This is a genomic window from Kribbella deserti (assembly GCF_042434725.1).
GTDB lineage: Bacteria > Actinomycetota > Actinomycetes > Propionibacteriales > Kribbellaceae > Kribbella > Kribbella deserti.
This window is the reverse complement of sequence record NZ_JBHLTC010000052.1, coordinates 1-15,607: the sequence shown is the minus strand read 5'-3', so window position 1 is coordinate 15,607 and position 15,607 is coordinate 1. Positions and strand designations below refer to the sequence as shown.

Here is a 15,607-nt window from a genome sequence, read left to right as displayed (position 1 = left end):
CGGCTGGCGACGCGATTGAGGCCGTGGCGGGAACAGGCGGCATACTCGCGGTCGTGATGGGTGAAGCGGGAATCCGTGAACGGGTACTGGCCGGCTGGACGTCCTCGGCGATGCGGTTCCGGGAGGACGCGAATGCCGAGGAGGATCTGGCCCTCGGTGGTTACATCGACCGGGTTGTGATCGAGCTCGCGCAGAACGCCGCGGACGCCGCCGCCCGGGCCGGAGTGCCGGGCCGAATCCGCTTCACCTTGCGCGACGGGATTCTGGTCGCGGCCAACACCGGCGCTCCGCTCACCGCGGCAGGCGTCGAGTCACTCGCCACCCTGCGGGCCTCGGCCAAGCGAGACGACACCGACGCGGTCGGCCGTTTCGGTGTCGGTTTCGCCGCCGTACTCGGGGTTTCCGATGAGCCCGCCGTGTTGTCACGCACGGGTGGCGTCCGGTTCTCCCAGGCGGATTCGGCGGCGCTCGTGGCCGAGGTCGCCGCGGACTCGCCTGCGCTGGAGGCCGAATTGCGCCGTCGCGACGGGCATGTGCCGGTGCTGCGACTGCCGTTCGCCGCTGAGGGCGAACCGCCCGCCGGGTACGACACCGCCGTGGTGCTGCCATTGCGCGACGAGTCGGCCGACCAGCTTGTACGGCGTTTGCTCGCGGACGCCGACGACGCCCTGCTGCTGGCGTTGCCCGGCCTGGAGCGGATCGAGATCGACGTCGATGGCGAGGAGCGGGTGCTCACCGACGTGGCGTCCCGGTGGTACGTGCACCGCACCGGGGGAGTCTTCGACCAGACCCTGTACGCCGATCGCCCGACCGAGGAACGCGCCCGGCCGTACTGGTCGGTGGTCTGGGCCCTGCCGCTGACCGATCACCCGGTTCCACCGGTCGTGCACGCGCCCACTCCGACCGACGAGCCGCTGTCGCTGCCCGCGTTGTTGCTGGCGTCGTTCCCGCTGGACCCGGCCCGGCGGCACGTGGCGATGGGCGCGCTGACCGATCGCCTGATCGCGGAAGCCGCCGCGTCGTACGCCGAACTCGTACGGCTTCGCGCGGAGGCCGATCCCGCGGGTGACGTGCATCGACTGGTTCCGACCGGTCTGGCCGCTGGTCCGCTGGACCGGATGCTGCGCGAGGCGGTGCTCGAACTGCTGCCCGATACGCCGATGCTCCGGGCCGTCGAGGACAACGCGTTGATCCGGCCGCGCGACGCCGTCGTGGTGACCCGCGCGGACGACTCGTTCAACACCGTACTGGCTCCGCTCGTGAGCGGCCTGGTCCGATCCGCTCCGGAGCCGCTCGGCGTACGGCGGCTGGATCTGGCGGATCTGGTCGACCAGCTCGGGTCCGTCGCGGCGAACCGGCCGCCGAAGTGGTGGCGCGAGCTGTACGCCGCGATGTCCGCGATGGTGCTCGAGCCGCTGACGCGTGAGGCCCTCGGTGCGCTGCCGGTCCCGTTGGCCGACGACCGGCTGGTCCGCGGTGCACGCGGTCTGTTGCTGCCGGGGGAGGGCCTGGTCGCGGAGGCGCTCTCGATCTTCGGCGAGTACGGCGTCCGCGTGGTTCACCCCGACGCCGTACACCCCTCGCTCGAACGGCTCGGGGCCCTTCCGGCCGGGCCGCGGGAGATCCTGGCCGATCCGGGTGTCCGGACGGCGGTGGAGCACTCGGCCGAGGCGGACGACGCGGACGCGATCGCGGCCGCCGTACTGACGATCCTCGCGGCGGCCGATCCGGGCCGAAGCCCTTGGTGGCTGTCGGACCTGGCCCTGCGCGACGACGAGGGTGAGCTGGTACCGGCGAACGCCCTGGTCATTCCCGGCTCCGACGCGGAGGCGGTGCTCGATGACGAAGAGGTGGCGCCGGTTTCGCGGGAGCTGCTCGATCGTTTCGGCAGCGAGGTGCTCGAGGCCGCGGGCGTGCTACGGACGTTGCGGGTGGCCTCGGCGTCGGACGTGCTGTTCGACGCGTTGCCCGAGGAATTGACCGACCTCGACCTGCTGGCGGACTGGGCCGAGGAGATGGCCCGCGCCACGGTTGGTTCGCCGTACGGCGTGACCGCGGGCGAGGTGGCCGCCATTCGCGATCTCGACTGGATCGTCGACGATGCCTGGCCACGGGTCCTCGCCGTCATCGGATCCGACCCGGCGCTGCGCCCGGCGCTGGTCACCCCGGCGCGGGTGGTCGGTCCGGACGATCGGGCGTTCGACGTTCCCTCGTACACGGCGTGGTGGATCCGCGGTCAGGTTGATCTCGAGGACGGGCCACTCACCGGACGCGCCGATCCCGAGGCCGATCCGGCCCTGGCCACCCTGCTGGACCCGTCGCCGGAATGGGCGGTTGGACTCGACGCCGAGGTCCGTACGGCGATTGGGCTGGTTCGGACCGTCGCGGATCTGGATGCGGCCGGTGTCGGCGTGGTGCTGAACCGGTTGGTGGATCCCGACCGGGTGGTCGACGAGACGACCATGCTGCGGCTATGGGCCCAGCTCGGCGCGGTAACGGCCTATCCGAGTGAACTACCCGACCGGGTTCGCGTACTCGGCGGCGACGGCACCACCCGAACGGTTGCCGCAGGCAACGCCGTGGTGGTGGACGCGCCGATGTGGCTGCAACGTACGGATCTTGGCGGTTTCCTGGTCGCGACCGGTCCGGCGGCGGACGGCCTCAGCGACCTGCTGGATATTCCGATGGCCCAGGACGCGGCGGCGGGAATCGTCAGCGGGAAAGGCGTTCCGGCCGAGGTGCCGGCCGAGCTCCGCCGCCTCATCCCGGAGCTTCCGGCGACCTGGTGGGAGCACGAAGAGCTGCTTGTCGACGGTGTCGAGGTCTCGTGGTGGGTCGACGCCTCCGGAGCCCCGCACGCCGCGACCACCGACGGCCTGGCCAACGCCCTCGCTTGGTCCGCCAACCACTGGTCCCACCGCCACGTCATCTCCCTAGCCCTAACCGACCCCACCACTCTCCCCTCCCTGACCATCACCACCACCTTCGACTGAACGCAAGAGTCTGTTCAGGCGGCGGTTAGGTAGGCGAGGTGGTGGGAGGTGGCGTAGGCGACCGGGACGCTGGTGGAGCCCAGGCCGCGGCCCTGGCCGTCGGCGGCGTCGGCGATCTGGCGGTCTCCCCAGGAGAAGTCGGGGCCGGCGAAGTCACCCGACTCGACCAGATGCCGGCAGACCATGCGGAACGTCCGTGCCCGCGGCCCATTGTCGGCCGAAGCCGGAACCACCGGATCGGCCTCGTTCATCCGCTCCCGCACGAAGAGCCAGTGAGCCGGGCGCGCGTACTTCACGCTCACGTGCTTACTGGGGAATCCCGGACCGCCCAACGGATGGACCGCGCCATAGTCGCCGAACTTCAGCGGTACGGGACTGGCCGCGGCGACTTGTTGCCACAGCACCTCTTCCAGCCGCGGTTCCAACCAGGCGGAGGTTTTGCTGAGGAACGGTGGGACCGACCCACTCAACAGGGTCACTGACCGGAACGTGCCGAACTCGCTGAACGCCGTGGCGGTGGCGGCCGCGTCGTCGATCAATCCTGGCGGTATCTTCGCCAGGTAGCGAAGATCGATGATGAGGTCCAGCGCGCTCGGGTCCAGCCGCAGCCGGTCCAGGATCCGCTCGATCGCGGCCCGGCTGATCCGCGGTTCCCGAACCCGTACGGCCGCGCCGAGGTCGAGGTGTTCACACAACAGGCTGATGCCGTCGAGCCGGGCGTCACTGGCGTCATCGCGGACGACCGGTATGAAGGTGACGGGCTGGTCGTCGAACAAGTCCCGCGGATACGACAGCTCGTCGGCGAGTTCGCCGAGGAGACCACTCGCACCCGCGCCGATCACGGTGTCCGCCGGAGTCTCGGCGCAATCCACCATGACGTGGCGGCCGAGGCCTTCGAGCCGGCGGACTACCGGGACGAGGCGGGCGAGCTGGCTCGCGGGCGCGTCCTTCGAGCCGTCGAGTTCGAGCAAGGGCTGAAGCGCATGCAGCTGGTGGGCGTGCTCGATGGCGTTCAACGCGTCGAGCTCGCCTTGTTTGGCGCGAAGAGCGATCAGCGCGTTGAAGTCCGGGGGAGTGGTCATCGCGCCTCCGATCACGGTTAGTGACTCGTCGCTGTGTGTGCTCAGGCTAGGTCAAGTTTCACCGGGTCGCATCCGCTAACCGCGCGTGGGCGGTGCCAGGAGAATTACTCTGGGGTGACTCTTGACGGCTGAGCGTGATCGTCAGGTACGGTTTGGTCACCTTCGGTCGCTGGGGCGATGCGGAGGACTTTGAACGTTACATCCGGATGAATGGGGTCATCCGGGTGAATCCCGACCGTGCCGCACAACGCCGCGATCTGGCCAGGTCCCGGCGCGCGTGCCGTGAGCATTCTGCTGCTGAAACCAAAACCTTTTCCTGGCCCACTCGCCGTGGGTGGCTTCAGCGTGGGCGAAATCTTTCCTGTGCACCGTGATGATTGGTGGTGGGTATTGTGACTTTGACCGAGCCGGCAGCGTCAGGCCTCGAAAACGAAAGGCCGCAGCCGCAACTCAGCCTGGGCACCGCGGCCGCGCGGAATCTGGCCACGACGACCAAGTCCGAGCCGCAGATGCAGGGCATCACCTCGCGCTGGCTGCTCAAGCTGTTGCCGTGGGTGCAGGTCGAGGGCGGCGTGTTCCGGGTCAACCGGCGCCTGAGCTACGCCGTCGGCGACGGGCGGCTGACCTTCACCACCACCGGCGCCGAGGTGCGCGTGGTGCCGCAGGAATTGTGCGAATTGCCGCTGTTGCGGGGTTTTGACGACGTCGAGGTGCTGACCGAGCTAGCGAACCGTTTCGAGCAACGCGAATTCGAGCCCGGCGATGTCATCGTGGAACGCGGCCGCCCCGCCGACCAGATCTGCCTGATCGCGCACGGCAAGGTGAACAAGATCGGCCTCGGCGAATACGGCGACGAGACCGTGCTGTCGGTGCTGGCTGACGGCGACCATTTCACCTATACCGCGATTCTGGAGAGCGAGGACTACTGGGAATACACCGTCAAGGCGCTCACCAGCGGCACGATTCTGACGCTCTCGCAGGACTCGTTCGAGGAATTGATCCGGCGTTCCGGCAGTTTGCGCGCGCATATCGACGAATTCCGCCGCGGCCCGGACCGCGATCAAAATGAATTCGGTGAGGCCGCCATTGATCTGGCCGCCGGCCATTTCGGTGAGGCCGAGCTGCCCGGAACGTACGTCGACTACGAGACGTCACCACGGGAGTACGAGCTCAGCGTGGCGCAGACCGTGCTGCGGGTGCACAGCCGGGTGGCGGATCTCTACAACCACCCGATGAACCAGACCGAGCAGCAGTTGCGGCTGACCATCGAGGCGCTGCGCGAACGGCAAGAGCACGAGATGGTGAACAGCCGGGACTTCGGCCTGCTGCACAACGCCGACCTGGGGATGCGGATCCCGACCCGTTCGGGCCCACCGACGCCCGCGGACCTGGACGAACTGCTCGCGCTGGTGTGGAAGGAACCGACCTTCTTCCTGGCGCATCCGCGGGCCATCGCGGCGTTCGGCCGGGAGTGCAGCAAGGCCGGGATCTACCCGGACGGCATCGAGATCAACGGTCACCGGGTGCCCGCGTGGCGGGGAATTCCGATGTTCCCGTGCAGCAAGATCGGCGTGAGCCCGACGCGCACCACCTCGATCATGCTGATGCGGGCCGGCGCTGACAACCAGGGCGTGGTCGGCCTGCACCAGACGGGTCTGCCGGACGAGTACGAGCCCGGCCTGTCGGTGCGGTTCATGAACATCAGCGAGAAGGCGATCATCAACTACCTGGTGAGCACCTACTACTCCGCGGCGGTGCTGGTGCCGGACGCGCTCGGCATCTTGGAAGGCGTCGAGATCGGCCGGGAAGGCTAGTCCGATGCCGCAGCCGTACGAGCTGCCCAAGTTCTACGTGCCGTATCCGGCCCGCGTGAATCCGCATCTGGAGGCCACCCGCGCGCACAGCCGGGCCTGGGCCTACGAGATGGACATGATCGACGTACCCCAAGAGGGCAAGGTGGTCTGGGACGCGCACGACTACGACTCGCACGACTACGGGTTGCTGTGCGCCTACACCCATCCCGACGCCACCGGACCGGCGCTGGACCTGGTCACCGATTGGTACGTCTGGGTCTTCTACTTCGACGACCACTTCCTCGCGCTCTACAAGAAGACGCAGGACCTCGCCGGCGCGAAGGCCTACCTGGACCGGTTGCCGCTGTTCATGCCGCTTGACGGCGTCATCACCGAGGAGCCGCGTAATCCGGTCGAGCGCGGGCTTGCCGACCTGTGGACGCGAACGGTGCCGTCGATGTCGATGGACTGGCGACGGCGGTTCACCGGTACGACGGAGGCATTGCTGGCCGAATCCCTGTGGGAGCTGAACAACATCAGCGCGGGCCGGCTGGCGAATCCGATCGAGTACGTCGAGATGCGGCGCAAGGTGGGCGGGGCGCCCTGGTCGGCGAACCTGGTCGAGTACGCCATGAACGCGCAGGTGCCGCCGGAGATCTCGTCCTCGCGGCCGATGCAGGTGCTGAGCGATACCTTCTCCGACGCGGTACATCTGCGCAACGACCTGTTCTCGTACCAGCGGGAGGTCGAGCAGGAAGGCGAGCTCAACAACGGGGTCCTGGTCATCGAGCGTTTCCTCGGCTGTACGCCGCAGCAGGCGGCGGACACCGTGAACGACATTCTCACGTCACGGCTGCACCAATTCGAGAGCACTGCTCTCACCGAGGTGCCGCCGCTGCTGGAAGAACACCAACTGGGCCCGCAGGCGTGGCTCGACGTGATGAACTACGTGAAAGGCCTGCAGGACTGGCAGTCCGGCGGTCATGAGTGGCACTTGCGATCGAGCCGCTACATGAACGACGGCGGCAAGGCGGCCGGGTCACAGCTCGGCGGTCCGGCCGGGCTGGGTACGGCGGCCGCCCGGATCGCGACCTCGCTGATCTCGACCATGCCGTACCGGATGCGCAGCCACGGCAACATTCCGTACCGCGTGGTCGGGCCAACCAGCCTGCCGGACATCTACATGCCGTACGAGCTTCGCATGAGTCCACACGAGGCGGCCGCACGCGAGCACATGATGGAGTGGTCCGAACGGATGGGCCTGCTCGACGGCCTGGTCTGGGACGCTGCCAAGCTGGAGGCGATCGACCTGGCCTTGTGCGCGGCGGCGATCGACGCCGAAGCGACGCCCGAGCAGCTCAACATCACGACGGGCTGGCTCACCTGGGGCACGTACGCCGACGACTACTACCCGATCGTGTACGGCCGGACCAAGGATCTGGCCTCCGCGAAGGCGACCAACGCCCGGCTCTCGCTGTTCATGCCGGTGGACGGGGAGGCGACGCCGGAGCCGGTCACGCCGTTGGAGCGTTCGCTCGCAGACCTCTGGGTTCGTACGGCCGGTCCGATGGCAGTACCGGCCCGCAGGTCCTTCCGGGCCGCGATCGACTCCATGACCGACAGTTGGTTGTGGGAACTGGCGAACCAGATCCAGAACCGCATCCCCGACCCGGTCGACTACATCGAAATGCGGCGGCGCACCTTCGGGTCCGACCTGACGATGAGCCTTTGCCGGTTGGCCCACGGCCGGACGGTACCGCCCGAGATCTACCGGACCCGGCCGATCCGGGCGCTGGAGAACTCGGCCGCGGACTACGCCTGCCTGCTGAACGACCTGTTCTCGTACCAGAAAGAGGTCCAGTTCGAGGGCGAGATCCACAACGCCGTCCTGGTCGTGCAGAACTTCCTGAACTGCGACCAGGCCGAGGCGATCGCGATGGTGAACGCGTTGATGACCGCCCGGATGAAGCAGTTCGAGCACATCGTGGCGGTCGAGTTGCCGGCGCTGTTCGACGACTACGGCCTGGACGACGACGTACGCCGGGTCCTCACCGGTTATGCCGACGAACTCAAGTACTGGATGTCGGGAATCCTCAACTGGCACCGGGGCTGTCACCGCTACCAGGAGGCCGACCTCTGGCGGCACGCGCTGCCGACCGGACCCAAGGGCCTCGGCACATCGGCGGCCCGCATTCCCTCGCCACGGCATCCGCGGGTGGCCCACGCCCTCAGATTGGACGGTGCATTGTGACGGCAATCGACAGTACGACGGACGAGGCCCGATCCCAGCTCAGCCTGGGTACGGCGGCCGCGCGGCAACTCGCGACGACCACCAAGACCAAGCCGCAGATGCAGGAGATCTCGCCTCGCTGGCTGCTCCGGGTGCTGCCTTGGGTCGAGACCCAAGGTGGTGCGTTCCGCGTGAACCGCCGCACGACGTACGCCGTGGGCGACGGCCGTCTCAGCTTCGCCGCCACCGGCGCAGAGGTGGAAGTGATCGCGCGCGAGCTGTCCGAACTGCCGCCGCTGAGGGAGTTCACCGACGAGGACTCGCTCACGGCTCTCGCACACGCCTTCGAACAGCGGGAGTACGGACCCGGTGAGGTGATCGTGGAGTTCGGCAGCCGGATCGACGACGTCATCTTGATTGCCCATGGCAAGGTTTCCAAGACCGGCATCGGCGAGTACGGCGACGACACGGCGCTCGGCGTCTCGGCCGACGGCGACTACCTCGGTGAGCAGCTACTGCTGGATCCACCCGAGAGCATCTGGGAGTACACGGCGAAGGCGACGACCCAGTGCACCGCACTGGTCCTCAACCGCCAGGCGCTGACCGAGCTACTCGAGCGGACCGAACCACTCCGCGCGCACCTGGACGACGTACGAACCCGGCCGAAGCCTCCACAGAACAAGGCGGGAGAGGCCGCGATCGAACTGGCCTCGGGCCATGTGGGGGAGGAGGACCTGCCCGGCACGTACGTCGACTACGAGGCCTCGCCCCGGGAGTACGAGCTCAGCGTGGCTCAAACCATCTTGCGCGTGCACAGCCGGGTATCGGACCTCTACAGCAATCCGATGGACCAGACCGAACAGCAACTCCGCTTGACGATCGAAGCGCTTCGGGAGCGCCAGGAGTCCGAACTGATCAACAACCGCGAGTTCGGGCTGTTGCACAACGCCGACTTCGGGCAGCGGATCTACACCCGCACGGGCCCGCCGACGCCCGACGACTTCGACGAACTGATCACCCGGCGCCGCAAGTCGCGGTACCTGCTGGCCCATCCGAAGGCCATCGCGGCGTTCGGGCGGGAGTGCGTACGCAAGGGCATTCACCCGGAGACGAGCGTGGTGGAGGGCCAACGGGTGCACTCGTGGCGCGGCGTACCGCTGTTGCCGTGCAACAAGATCCCGATCTCGAAGACCAACACCACCTCGGTGATCGTAATGCGAACCGGTCTGGACGACGAAGGCGTGATCGGCCTGCGGCAAACGGGCCTGCCCGACGAGGTGGAGCCAGGGCTGAACGTGCGGTTCATGGGGATGAACGACAAGGCGGTCATCTCGTACCTGGTCAGCACCTACTACTCCGCGGCTGTGCTGGTGCCCGACGCCCTCGGCGTCCTGGAGAACGTCGAACTCGGCGGATGAGGGGTGAACCGATGGCGATGACCGAGGCAAGACCGGGCACCACCGGCCGCACGGCGCAGGAGGTGCTGGCATGGAGCCGTGACCAGGTTCAGCCCGCCTTGCGCGCGGCGGTCGCGACCATGCCGCAAGCCACCCAGCGCATCACCAACTACCACTTCGGCTGGCAGGACGAGCAGGGCCGCCCGGCCAAGGCAGACGGCGGCAAGGCGCTGCGGCCCGCGCTCGCCCTACTGGCAGCGGAGGCGGTCGGCGGGCTGTCCGACCTGGCCGTACCCGCGGCCGTCGCGGTGGAGCTGGTGCACAACTTCTCGCTGTTGCACGACGACGTGATGGACGCGGACACCACCCGGCGCCATCGTCCGACGGCCTGGACCGTGTTCGGCATCAACGCCGCGATCCTGGCGGGCGACGCCCTGCTCGGCTTGGCGTTCGACGTACTCGCGGGCAGTGGCAATCCGGCCGCGCAGGAGGGCACGCGGCTGCTCGGTACGGCGGTGCAGGACCTGGTGGACGGTCAGCTGGCGGACTCGCACTTCGAGACCCGCAACGACGTAGGGCTGGCCGAATGCGTGCGAATGGCCGAACTCAAGACCGGCTCGTTGCTCGGCTCGGCGTGTGCGCTCGGAGCGGCCTTCGGTGGTGGCCGGCCCGAGCAGGTCGTACAACTGCGGCGCTTCGGGGCGGACCTCGGACTGGCCTTCCAGTATGTCGACGACCTGCTCGGCATCTGGGGCGATCCGGCCGTCACCGGCAAACCCGTGCACTCGGATCTGCGGCGGCGCAAGAAGTCCCTGCCCGCGGTGGCGGCGCTGACCTCGGGCACGGACGCCGGCCGGGAACTAGCAGCGCTGTACCACGACACGTTGCCGCTGTCGGATCTCGAACTGGCCCGGGCCGCGCTGCTGATCGACCAGGCGGGCGCGCGTCACCGCAGCCAGGCGGAGGCCGATGCCTTGCTCGCGTCGGCGCTGGAGCAACTGGCCGGGGCGCATCCGGTGACATCCGCCGCGGCCGAACTCGGAAAGCTGGCACAGCTGGCCACCCGACGCGACCACTGAGCACATCCACAGCGAAAGGAGGCCCGAATGAGAACTGAACCCGACCCGGACTGGGCAGCCGTCGCGGGCGTACCGCGCACGCTCCTGCTGGCGGCGCCCCGATCCTTCTGCGCCGGCGTCGAGCGGGCCATCGAGGTGGTCGAGCACCTGCTGGTCGAGCGGCGCGGTCCGGTCTACGTGCGCAAGCAGATCGTGCACAACACCCACGTGGTGGCCGAACTGGAGAGCCGTGGCGCGGTTTTCGTGGACGAACTCGACGCGGTCCCGGCCGGAGCCACGGTGGTGTTCTCGGCGCACGGCGTCTCGCCCGCGGTCCGTGCCGAGGCGGTACGGCGTGACCTCACCGTGGTGGACGCGACCTGCCCGCTGGTCACCAAGGTGCACGCCGAGGCCAAGCGGTACGCCGCCCGCGGGGACACCGTCATCCTGATCGGTCACGCCGGGCACGAGGAAGTCGAGGGCACGCTCGGCGAGGCGCCCGCGCAGACCGTTCTGGTGGAGTCGATCGACGACGTGGCCCGGGTTGAGGTCGCCGACCCGGCCCGCGTCTCTTACCTGACCCAGACCACCTTGTCCGTCGACGAAACGGCCGGCATCCTCGCGGCGCTGCGCGCGCGATTCCCAGCACTTCGCGGACCGGATGCCGCCGACATCTGTTACGCGACCACCAACCGGCAGGAGGCGCTCGCCGCCATCGCGTCCGAGGCGGACCTGGTGCTGGTGGTCGGATCGACCAACTCGTCCAACTCGGTCCGGCTGGTCGAACTCGCGCGTGGTCAAGGCACTCCGGCGTACCTGGTGGACGATGCGGACGGCCTTCGCCCAGCGTGGCTCAGCGGCGTACGGGTGATCGGGCTGACGGCGGGTGCCTCGGCTCCACCAAGACTCGTGAACGGGGTGATCTCGGCGCTGGAGCGGTTGGGCCCGCTCGAGATGGTCGAGCGCCGGATCACCCGCGAGACCATTCGCTTCACTCTCCCGACGGCGGTGCGGACAAGATGAGCCTTTACCTGAGCGGAACGTTGTGGCTGATCGTGGTGATGATCGCGACCGCCGGTCTGGCCGTGGTGTCGCGAAAGGTCCGGCACAAGGAGAATCGCGAGGCCAACAACGAGTTGGCCGGGCAGGTCTTCACGATCGTCGGCGGGGTGAACGTGGTGATCGCCGCGTTTGTGCTGATCTCGTTGTTCGACGCGATGGATCAGGCCCGGGACAACTCCTACGAAGAGGCGAACGCGCTGGTCGGCGTGAAGTGGGCAAGCGCGGCGCTGCCGGAACCGGCCCGGGGCAAGGTCGACGAGCTGACCAGGTCGTACGCGATCGAGGTCAAGGACCGGGAGTGGGCCGCGCTGCGGGAGGGCCGGCCGGTCGATACCGACGGCTGGGACATGCTCGGCGAGATCCAGCGCACGATCGACACCGCCGTCACCAAGAACGATCGCCAGGAGGCCGGCCGGTCCGAGGCGGCCAGCCGGGTGTGGACGGTGTACCAGGCCCGGCAACAGCGTCTGAACGCGGCCAGCGACGGCGTGAGCGCGGTGGTGTGGTTCGCGATCATGGTCGGCAGCGTGATGTCGATCGCGTTGATGTTCATGTTCGGTGGGCCGAAGGTGTTCTCGTACGCGATCATCGTGTCGATGCTCGCGGGCTCGATCGGCCTGCTGCTGTTCGCGATCTACCAGTTGCAGAATCCGTTCAGCGGTGGTGCGAGTGTTGGGCCCGAGGCCTTCGTCTCGGCGTTGGCAAGGCTCAAACAAGGTGGTTGAGGCAACGATCGCGCGCAGGTCCGGCGCGGGAATCTGTGCCTTCGTACTGGCGACAGCGTGGCTGGCGCCGGCGCGGAGTGATGCCGCAGCGGAGCGTGGCGAGGCTGCGGAGGGGTGCTCGATTTTGCAGGTGCAGAACGCGCATCACACGTCGGTCTTGCGGCGGATCGAGGCGCCGAGCGGGCGGGCGACGCACTTGGCGACGGTCGACTTCGAGATCAACGCGATCGGCTACGCGCGCGATCAGGACCTGTCGTACGGCGTTGCGCAGATCCGGCATCGGCCGCACTTGATCTCGCTCGACCGACGCGGTCGCGTCGTTGATCTCGGCGCGCTGCGCGGCCACGGGTTGTTCGATCCGACCGCCGGCGCGGTACTCGGCCAGCGGCTGTATCTGCGCGACGGTCATCGCCTCTTCACGGTCGACATCGATCCGCGGAGCCGGTCGTTCCGCGAGGTACGCGAGGTGGCTTGGTTGTCCCCAGGCCTTCTCGTGCACTCGGTGGACGACTTCGCGGCCGATCCCGCGACCGGGCTGTTGTACGGCCTCACGACCGTCGGGTTCGGTCCCGCGCAACTGGTGAGCCTCGATCCGCGCAGCGGCAAGTTGCGGGCCATCGCGTCGCTGCCGGGTTTGCCGCGGCGGCATTCGTACACCTCGGTGGTGATCGGTGGAAGCCGGTTGTACGCCGTGCACACCGCCGGGGGAGAGCGGAGCCGGTTCTTCGAGATCCGGCTGGACCGGACCAAGTCGGCCCGGGAACTCGCTTCCTGGTCTTCTGCCCGAGGTGGTGACGCCGCCGGCTGCCTCCGCGCTGCCGCCCCGCCGCCTCCGCCGCCTCCGCCACCGCCCACTCCGACGCCGCGGCCAACCCCGACCCCGACGCCGCGACCGACCCCGACACAGCGGCCGACTCCGACACCGCGGCCGACTGCTACGCCGCGACCAACTCCGCCGCCCACGTCGACGCCTAGGCCGACGACGCCGCCTGTGCCGACGGTTCCACCCACGCGGCCGACGCGCAGGCCCACCACGCCGCCACCGAGCACCGCGCCACCTCGGACCGCGACTCCGCGCCCAACCGGTTCCGCGCGCCCACCCGTCATACCGCCCGTCCTGCCGCCGGTGATCCCGCCGGTGTCCCCATCGCTCTCACCGCGCCCTCTGCCGCCGAGCCCATCCCCATCGCCTACTCCGACGCGATCGCCGTCCCCAACCCCGGCGCCAGGAACCTCACCGCCGTGGTCCCCGAAGTACGACGCACGCGCCGCCGCCGCTGACGCCGAGGAACTCCCGCCGCACCTGGTCCGCGATCAACGCCGCTGGTCAACGGCCGTCATCGTCCTGGTCTTTCTCAGCGCAGCCGCCACGCTCCGCCTCCGCCGCTACCGCCGGCCGTTCAACTAGCCGACCTACATCCACAACGCGCAGCGCCGACCCCGAACCGTTGGGGAGTACGGCAGGTGCGCCTGCCGGGGTGGACTAGATCGTGATGGTGACCTTGCCGCGGGATTTGGCGGCTTGTACGTAGTCGATGGCCTGGGCGGCTTCCGCCAGGGGGTAGGCGCTGTCGATGACTGGGGTGATTTCGCCTTTTTCTACGAGGTTGGCGAGGGTGTCGAAGTCCTTGGCGCGTTCGGAGCTGATCATGCCCAGGAGGCGTTGACCGATGAACGGGGATAGGAGGGCGGCTCGCAGGAGGCGTTCGGTGCCACCTAGCCACTTGCCGCCGTTCTCGCCGCCGATGATGACGAGTGTGCCTTTGGCGGTTAGGAGGCGGCGTAGCTGCCTGAGCGGTCGGTTGCCCGCTATATCGAGGATTGCGTCGTACTGACCCTTGAGCTCGTCGCGGGTGTAGTCGATCACCTCGTCGGCTCCGATCGACTGGACCAGCTCTAGCTTCTTCGTGCTGCATACGCCGGTTACGTGGGCTCCGAAGGCCTTAGCGAGTTGTACGGCGTAGGTGCCGACACCACCAGCCGCACCGATCACCAGCACTCTCTGCCCGGCTTGGACCTTCGCGCTGTCTCGAACCGCCTGTAGCGCCGTACCGCCAGAGATCGGAAGTGCAGCCGCCTGCTGGAAGGTGGTCGCGGCAGGCTTGAGGGAAAGCCGGTCGACCCGGGCGACCGCATACTGGGCGAAGGAGCCTTCGCAAGTGCCGAAGACCTCGTCGCCCGGTTGGAAGCGCGTCACGTTGCTACCTACGGCTTCGACGCTTCCCGCGACCTCTCGACCCCGTACGGCGTGCTTCGGCCGGCGTACGCCGTACCCAAGTCGTAGTAGGTATGGCAGGCCCGTCATCAAGTGCCAGACTCCTGCGTCGACACCAGCGGCTCGAACCCGCAGTAGTACCTCATTCTCTTCGGGAGTGGGTTTAGGGATGTCTCGCAGTTCGAGCACGGTGGTGCTTCCGTAGGTGTCCTGGACGATCGCCTTCATGAGGTGTCTCCTGCGCTGTCGGGATAGTGGAATACGTCATCGAGTGGTACGCCGAACACGTGCGCGATCTGGAAGGCCATCTCCAGCGAAGGCGAGTACCGCCCCTGCTCGATGGCGATGATGGTCTGGCGGGTGACGCCGACCCGGTCGGCCAGTTCGGCCTGGGTCATCTCGCCGGTGCTGAACCGCAGCGCCCGGATCGAGTTCGTCACCTTGGTCGGTTTCACCACGGCTGGAACCCCCGGCGGTAGGCGACGATCTTGGCCACCGAGCCGAGCAGTGACGACAGCACAAACGCCAGGTACATCGTGTTGGCGATCCAGAACGGATCGGCCTCGGCCATCGCCAGCACCATCACGGTCACCGCGCCGACCACCACAAACGACTGACCGATGTACTCCCCGAAGCGGCCGATCTCGCGGTCCCGCTGGTCCTTCTGACCCGGCTTGCCGCCACTGGCCAGATCGGCCGCGATGCTGAGCACGATCGCGGCCACGATGGCCCCACCGACGCTCCACAGCAGCGGCGCGACATACGCCACGCCGGCCAGCGGCCCGTCGCCGGCGCGTCCCAGTACGACGATCAGATACGCCCCGTACCCGATCAGCGTGACGATCGCCATGATCCACGCGCGCTTCTCTTCGTGTGCCATCCCGGCTCCCATGTAAAAGAACTTTGACATCTCGAAGGTAAAGCACACTAGACACGATGTCAAAGATTCTTTACTCGACTCCACTGCTGCTGTGCCGGCCGTGACGCCCAGCCCCTCTTCGCCAGGCTGGTTGTGAGTCAGTTGGCGATTGGGTGAGGAGCAGGGTGTGACG

General features: G+C 68.0%; 12 protein-coding genes. 8 read left to right on the top strand and 4 right to left on the bottom strand.

All coding sequences use genetic code 11. The features are described from left to right. Positions 1 to 56 precede the first annotated feature (56 nt). On the top strand, positions 57 to 2,993 hold the full coding sequence (locus ACFFGN_RS35160) for a sacsin N-terminal ATP-binding-like domain-containing protein (RefSeq protein ID WP_380057296.1): 2,937 nt from the start codon (positions 57 to 59) through the stop codon (positions 2,991 to 2,993). A 14-nt stretch (positions 2,994 to 3,007) separates the two neighbouring features. On the opposite strand, the gene ACFFGN_RS35155 is transcribed toward ACFFGN_RS35160, so the two are convergent. Continuing rightward, positions 3,008 to 4,075: a beta family protein gene (locus ACFFGN_RS35155; protein WP_380057294.1), complete on the bottom strand. Its 1,068-nt coding sequence runs from the start codon at positions 4,073 to 4,075 to the stop codon at positions 3,008 to 3,010. A 392-nt stretch (positions 4,076 to 4,467) separates the two neighbouring features. On the opposite strand from ACFFGN_RS35155, the gene ACFFGN_RS35150 reads away from it, so the two are divergent. From ACFFGN_RS35150 to ACFFGN_RS35120, 7 genes are read left to right on the top strand one after another with little or no spacing between them, the layout of a single operon-like run. Continuing rightward, positions 4,468 to 5,889: a family 2B encapsulin nanocompartment shell protein gene (locus ACFFGN_RS35150; RefSeq protein WP_380057291.1), complete on the top strand. Its 1,422-nt coding sequence runs from the start codon at positions 4,468 to 4,470 to the stop codon at positions 5,887 to 5,889. 4 nt (positions 5,890 to 5,893) lie between these two features. Next, positions 5,894 to 8,119: a terpene synthase family protein gene (locus ACFFGN_RS35145; RefSeq protein ID WP_380057288.1), complete on the top strand. Its 2,226-nt coding sequence runs from the start codon at positions 5,894 to 5,896 to the stop codon at positions 8,117 to 8,119. Then, positions 8,116 to 9,516 (top strand): family 2B encapsulin nanocompartment shell protein, encoded by a 1,401-nt coding sequence (locus tag ACFFGN_RS35140; RefSeq protein WP_380057286.1) that lies wholly within the window; start codon positions 8,116 to 8,118, stop codon positions 9,514 to 9,516. Before ACFFGN_RS35145 ends, ACFFGN_RS35140 begins: the two co-directional genes overlap by 4 nt. Positions 9,517 to 9,533: 17 nt before the next feature. After that, the gene (locus ACFFGN_RS35135; protein WP_380057283.1) at positions 9,534 to 10,574 is read left to right on the top strand and encodes a family 2 encapsulin nanocompartment cargo protein polyprenyl transferase; all 1,041 of its coding nucleotides are present in this window, start codon (positions 9,534 to 9,536) and stop codon (positions 10,572 to 10,574) included. Between the two features lie 27 nt (positions 10,575 to 10,601). Further along, positions 10,602 to 11,576 (top strand): 4-hydroxy-3-methylbut-2-enyl diphosphate reductase, encoded by a 975-nt coding sequence (gene ispH, locus ACFFGN_RS35130; RefSeq protein ID WP_380057281.1) that lies wholly within the window; start codon positions 10,602 to 10,604, stop codon positions 11,574 to 11,576. Continuing rightward, positions 11,573 to 12,340 (top strand): bestrophin-like domain, encoded by a 768-nt coding sequence (locus ACFFGN_RS35125; protein WP_380057278.1) that lies wholly within the window; start codon positions 11,573 to 11,575, stop codon positions 12,338 to 12,340. Before ispH ends, ACFFGN_RS35125 begins: the two co-directional genes overlap by 4 nt. Further along, positions 12,333 to 13,748 (top strand): DUF6923 family protein, encoded by a 1,416-nt coding sequence (locus ACFFGN_RS35120; protein WP_380057275.1) that lies wholly within the window; start codon positions 12,333 to 12,335, stop codon positions 13,746 to 13,748. The genes ACFFGN_RS35125 and ACFFGN_RS35120 overlap by 8 nt, the downstream gene beginning before the upstream one ends. 75 nt (positions 13,749 to 13,823) lie before the next feature. On the opposite strand, the gene ACFFGN_RS35115 is transcribed toward ACFFGN_RS35120, so the two are convergent. Genes ACFFGN_RS35115 through ACFFGN_RS35105 form a run of 3 tightly spaced genes read right to left on the bottom strand, consistent with a single transcriptional unit; the run spans position 13,824 to position 15,435 of the window. Further along, the gene (locus ACFFGN_RS35115) at positions 13,824 to 14,783 is read right to left on the bottom strand and encodes an NAD(P)-dependent alcohol dehydrogenase (protein WP_380057272.1); all 960 of its coding nucleotides are present in this window, start codon (positions 14,781 to 14,783) and stop codon (positions 13,824 to 13,826) included. Then, positions 14,780 to 15,013: a helix-turn-helix transcriptional regulator gene (locus tag ACFFGN_RS35110; RefSeq protein ID WP_380057269.1), complete on the bottom strand. Its 234-nt coding sequence runs from the start codon at positions 15,011 to 15,013 to the stop codon at positions 14,780 to 14,782. The genes ACFFGN_RS35115 and ACFFGN_RS35110 overlap by 4 nt, the downstream gene beginning before the upstream one ends. After that, positions 15,007 to 15,435, bottom strand: coding sequence for a hypothetical protein (locus ACFFGN_RS35105; protein WP_380057266.1), 429 nt, complete (start codon positions 15,433 to 15,435; stop codon positions 15,007 to 15,009). Before ACFFGN_RS35105 ends, ACFFGN_RS35110 begins: the two co-directional genes overlap by 7 nt. Positions 15,436 to 15,607: the final 172 nt, after the last annotated feature.

What these genes read in the sequence shown, in the direction of transcription:
- ACFFGN_RS35135 (WP_380057283.1), top strand. Translation starts at nt 9,534, where the DNA reads ATGACCGAGGCAAGACCGGGCACCACCGGCCGCACGGCGCAGGAGGTG.
- ACFFGN_RS35145 (WP_380057288.1), top strand. Translation starts at nt 5,894, where the DNA reads ATGCCGCAGCCGTACGAGCTGCCCAAGTTCTACGTGCCGTATCCGGCC.
- ACFFGN_RS35155 (WP_380057294.1), bottom strand. Translation starts at nt 4,075, where the DNA reads ATGACCACTCCCCCGGACTTCAACGCGCTGATCGCTCTTCGCGCCAAA.
- ACFFGN_RS35105 (WP_380057266.1), bottom strand. Translation starts at nt 15,435, where the DNA reads ATGGCACACGAAGAGAAGCGCGCGTGGATCATGGCGATCGTCACGCTG.
- ACFFGN_RS35125 (WP_380057278.1), top strand. Translation starts at nt 11,573, where the DNA reads ATGAGCCTTTACCTGAGCGGAACGTTGTGGCTGATCGTGGTGATGATC.
- ispH (WP_380057281.1), top strand. Translation starts at nt 10,602, where the DNA reads ATGAGAACTGAACCCGACCCGGACTGGGCAGCCGTCGCGGGCGTACCG.
- ACFFGN_RS35160 (WP_380057296.1), top strand. Translation starts at nt 57, where the DNA reads ATGGGTGAAGCGGGAATCCGTGAACGGGTACTGGCCGGCTGGACGTCC.
- ACFFGN_RS35115 (WP_380057272.1), bottom strand. Translation starts at nt 14,783, where the DNA reads ATGAAGGCGATCGTCCAGGACACCTACGGAAGCACCACCGTGCTCGAA.